5 protein-coding genes are annotated in these 3,887 nt (G+C 38.0%); all 5 read right to left on the bottom strand.

The genetic code is table 11. The annotated features are described in order from the left end of the window. Positions 1–1,152: restriction endonuclease subunit S (locus PLK24_RS09365; RefSeq protein WP_324478494.1), on the bottom strand; the 1,152-nt coding region annotated here is incomplete at its 3' end. Positions 1,153–1,192: 40 nt separating this feature from the next. Next, the gene (locus tag PLK24_RS09360) at positions 1,193–1,999 is read right to left on the bottom strand and encodes a pPIWI-associating nuclease domain-containing protein (protein WP_324478491.1); all 807 of its coding nucleotides are present in this window, start codon (positions 1,997–1,999) and stop codon (positions 1,193–1,195) included. A gap of 21 nt (positions 2,000–2,020) precedes the next feature. Next, positions 2,021–2,602: a hypothetical protein gene (locus tag PLK24_RS09355; protein ID WP_324478489.1), complete on the bottom strand. Its 582-nt coding sequence runs from the start codon at positions 2,600–2,602 to the stop codon at positions 2,021–2,023. Positions 2,603–3,011: 409 nt separating this feature from the next. Next, positions 3,012–3,185 carry a hypothetical protein gene (locus tag PLK24_RS09350; protein WP_324478487.1) on the bottom strand — a complete coding sequence of 58 codons (174 nt, stop codon included), beginning with the start codon at positions 3,183–3,185 and terminating at the stop codon, positions 3,012–3,014. Between the two features lie 11 nt (positions 3,186–3,196). Next, the gene (locus PLK24_RS09345; protein WP_324478485.1) at positions 3,197–3,781 is read right to left on the bottom strand and encodes a DUF6338 family protein; all 585 of its coding nucleotides are present in this window, start codon (positions 3,779–3,781) and stop codon (positions 3,197–3,199) included. Between the last annotated feature and the right edge of the window lie 106 nt (positions 3,782–3,887).

Here is a 3,887-nt window from a genome sequence, read left to right as displayed (position 1 = left end):
CAGGAGATCTTCCATCAGACCTCTTTTAACCTTCTCGAGCCTTTCTTTTCTTTTTCTCAACGTCTCGATTCGCTTATCCACTGAACTAAGAATTTCAGCAATTTTTTGCTGCTCCGGAAGGGGCGGAAGAGGGATAGGAAAAAACTCAAATAATGATTTTTTTACAATTGGATTTGTGGTAATACCTGCCCATCTTTTGAGTCTTCTTTTGCTAAAATTCATTGCATAATATATATAATGTGGGTTGTTTTCTTTATCACAAATTATCGAATTAATCTGTTGGTTAGTTAAACTTTCTGACAAGGACATTGCTACTTCTCCAATTGAACCGATGCATGAAACCATAATTGAGTCTTTTGGGATAATTTTGGCTTTTTTTACACCATATTCGGTTACCTTTCTTTCGGTTTTTATCACGTATTTATTGCTAGAAAAATCAGAGGGTGTTACAAAAGGAAACCCTTCTCCCCAAAACATATCAATATTAGTTGAAGGAGTTGTACCAGTAACAATTTTCCCCACTTGAGATAATTTAGCTACTTCCCATCTAATTGGGATGGTTCCTATTTCAGTTATTTTAAATTCCTTATGCCCGATGCCTTTAGTCAGAAGCTGCTGCATGAGGCCTTCCTTCAGCTTCTGCGTCTTCTCTATAGCCTGCCCGACTTTCTGAATCGTTTCATCCACAGTCCATAGGATATCTGCTATTTTTTTCTGTTCGGTAAGAGGAGGAAAGGGAAACATCAGGATATGCACTAGCTCTCTTCTTAGTCCCGGGACGACATCTGCTTGTCCTAATCTTTGTAGGTTGAGTTTTAATAAAGAAAAATATAGCCACCTTAAATCGACATCCTGCCTCAAAACGGCTACGTAATAAGTAGTGTCTATTGGCCAGAAATCCAAATCTACCCAAGACACAGACCCTATCGACCCTTTTCTTCCAACAACGATCCCAGGCCCTTGGATAAGTGATTGGTTATGGTAACCTATGATTCCATTTGAACCTACTACAGGGAATGGTCCCGTAGTCCTTTTTTTTTCAGATAATCCTTTTCCGTATTTAAGAGAAATAACTTCACCAAGACGTACTAGTCCCCACTCTTTAGGAATATCTCTGGTTCCTGTTTTTTTGTGTGATAATAGAGTTGACATTCTATCCTTCACTTTATGTAGCGTTAACCTCTGCTTTTAATTATGTTTTCAATTCTAATATCTCGGCTAAGGCTAGCGTTATGTAATCTTTTATTCTTAACGCTTCATTTCTTGAAATGCGGGTATGAGTGCCTTCAGAAGACCGTTCATACACAGACCGTATGAATCCTCCGCAAAGTTCTTCTACGACATCAACCTCACTTTCAAATGTCTTCAAATGCTTATTGGAAGCATTTCTTGATTTAAGGATAAACACGGCTTTCTGCTTCATTGTTGGTCTCTTCGCATTTTGCTCGAGCTTAAAATTTGGCTGGCTGACAACTTCATTGTCAGGAGCTAAGGCATCTAGTACTTCCCGTAAGCTTTCTCGAAGCTCTACAACGGTGCCCCGCCAAGAAATGCGATTTTGATCCTGAAGGTCTAATAAAGCCTGTTGATAAGATTTCGCAGCTGAAGGGGCAATTTTTCCAAGAGTCTCCAATATCTGTTGATATTTCTGATGATTCGGCAGATCTTTTTCCCCACTGGAAATTGGCGAAATGATTTTTAGCTCTATCTCATTTAAGTATTCGCTCAACTTTGTAAAATAACGTAAATATATAACTTTTAGGGTATTGCGCTGGGCACAGCGCAATAAATCTTGCATCGCTGAATCTGTGTTAGTTAAATTTTCATCAATTAGACCGCCGGAAAGAAGAATCGGGCGGGAATCTTTAAAATACTCGTAGACAAAAGATTTTATTTTGTTTTTAATCGCATTACTTTGTATTTGCCTTGAGCGAACTAGTTTTATAGCGTGCTTTAACGCTTGAGTCTTTTTTTGTAATTGCATAATGGTTTCGGCCATAGAGATGGTATCCTTTAGGTCCTATTTTTTTGATGTAATGGTCTTTCCTGACTCTCTCTTTTTCTTCCTACTCCTAAATGGCTTGGCGGTCTTATTTGTTATGGCGCGAGGCAAGTTATGTGCAACGAGGTTGTAGCCGACCGGGTTTAGTTTATACCTGCCCCGACCTGCTGAATCGAAATACCCTGCTTTTTTTGCATTTGGGAGTAAATCCTCGGGCGTTTTGGGCAATGGAAAGTCAGCTTGTTTAAAATACTTAACCAAATCGTCAGTTTCTACCGTATTCTCTCTATCAGGATCTGGAGCCAGTTCCGAGAGGTAAAATGCAACAAGTGCAGCCATTTCGATTGCCGAAGATGGTTGTTTTTGGTCTTTTAAGGTCCTTATATCTATTAGTGTAGTTAGAGCTTTTTCTGGTGTATTTTCGACAGTTCTTATTATTGATTGTATTCCACGTTTTTCAGTCAACTGGATGTTCAGGTATTGGCATACTGCACTTATTGCTGTGATTCTACTTTCTTCATCAAGATATTTAAGGGCACTTATAATTTCGTCGATTACTTGCCCAAGCGTTTTCGTTACATTGGTTTCCTTGTCACTCATTTCATACCTCCTTTTAGAGTAATATCTTCTTGATCATGAAAGATCTATTAAATTTTAGGTCTACATACCTAACAGGAAGGGATTTTTCATTCCCTCTCTTCGGTAGGCCTTTTACTATAATATTTATAGCAAGGGGTCGCTCACTGTAAAAAATATTTCTAAGACTGTCCGATTCTATAGCTATATATATTTTCAGATTCTGTTTATTATAAAAGACCATTGATTCCCCAGCCAGTTCGAATCGATTGAGCGGATCGATAGCCAAATTTTTATTACTTTCCGGTATGGTCATGGTACGATCTCATTTATTAACATCTTGTGCTAAATATCGTCATAATAATACTGCCTGGCTCTGAACCTCGGGTAGAGAAAATCCATTATTGCGGACGTATTGGCATTTGGGTAATCTTTATTTCTTTTTCTCATTGCTAGCATCATTGGAAGGCTTCGACGGAACGCCTGAGCCGCCACGAGGAGGATTTTTGGGGTCCAAATTTCCTGCAGTTGGTTGGTATCCCTTTTTTAGAGGCTGGTATCCCTCGTTAATAGGTTTGTTCCCCTTATCCTGATTGTTCTTTGACATTTTATTCTCCCCTATTTAAATAATTCTAAAGAACAAATATCCTTTCCCAATATTAATATCCCAGCAGATCTATCAACAGGTTCCATGAAGGCTCCATTTTCATTCAGGTGCCACATCTCTTCAAGATATATCTGTTCTTCTGCTGGATAAGAAGAAGAAAAAGAGTTGCTATCGTATTTGCCTCCTATTTTCTCTCCATTCCGTAGATGGACAATAACCCAGTAACGGTCTCTTTTCCCAAAGACATAATCCCAAGGTTTAGGAATTGGATGTATTATCTTTTTGGCAATTGGAGGCCAAGAAGACAACTTTAGAAAAACTAATGGCCAAATTATCGGGACAATAAAAAGTATTATAAATAGCAACAAGAAATAAAAAAGCTTATGTCCGGAATAGAAATTGTCTGAGTGAATTAAAATGATCAGCCATGATAATGCTGCAAAATTAATAGCGCTAAAGCCCATGACTTCAAAAAGAGATTTTGTAAAGTCCCTCTTCTCACCGGGAATAAATAGGTCGTACACCTTTATTGAGATAAATCCAGGAATAAAAAATATTAAAAATAAAACCAAATTATCGATATTCCATATGTCCATTTCCTCCTCCCAAAGCGCAAATATTTTGTTCCTTCACTTTCGTCCACCCGTTAATTGACAACCAAAATGACAACTTAAATGACAACCGATATTATACGAGCTCATA

Source organism: Atribacter sp. (assembly GCF_035418125.1).
In the GTDB taxonomy this organism is placed as follows: Bacteria; Atribacterota; Atribacteria; order Atribacterales; family Atribacteraceae; genus Atribacter; species Atribacter allofermentans.
Note: the sequence above shows the minus strand (reverse complement) of the source record. Positions and strands in the feature narration are given on the sequence as shown.

What these genes read in the sequence shown, in the direction of transcription:
- PLK24_RS09360 (WP_324478491.1), bottom strand. Translation starts at nt 1,999, where the DNA reads ATGGCCGAAACCATTATGCAATTACAAAAAAAGACTCAAGCGTTAAAG.
- PLK24_RS09355 (WP_324478489.1), bottom strand. Translation starts at nt 2,602, where the DNA reads ATGAGTGACAAGGAAACCAATGTAACGAAAACGCTTGGGCAAGTAATC.
- PLK24_RS09350 (WP_324478487.1), bottom strand. Translation starts at nt 3,185, where the DNA reads ATGTCAAAGAACAATCAGGATAAGGGGAACAAACCTATTAACGAGGGA.
- PLK24_RS09345 (WP_324478485.1), bottom strand. Translation starts at nt 3,781, where the DNA reads ATGGACATATGGAATATCGATAATTTGGTTTTATTTTTAATATTTTTT.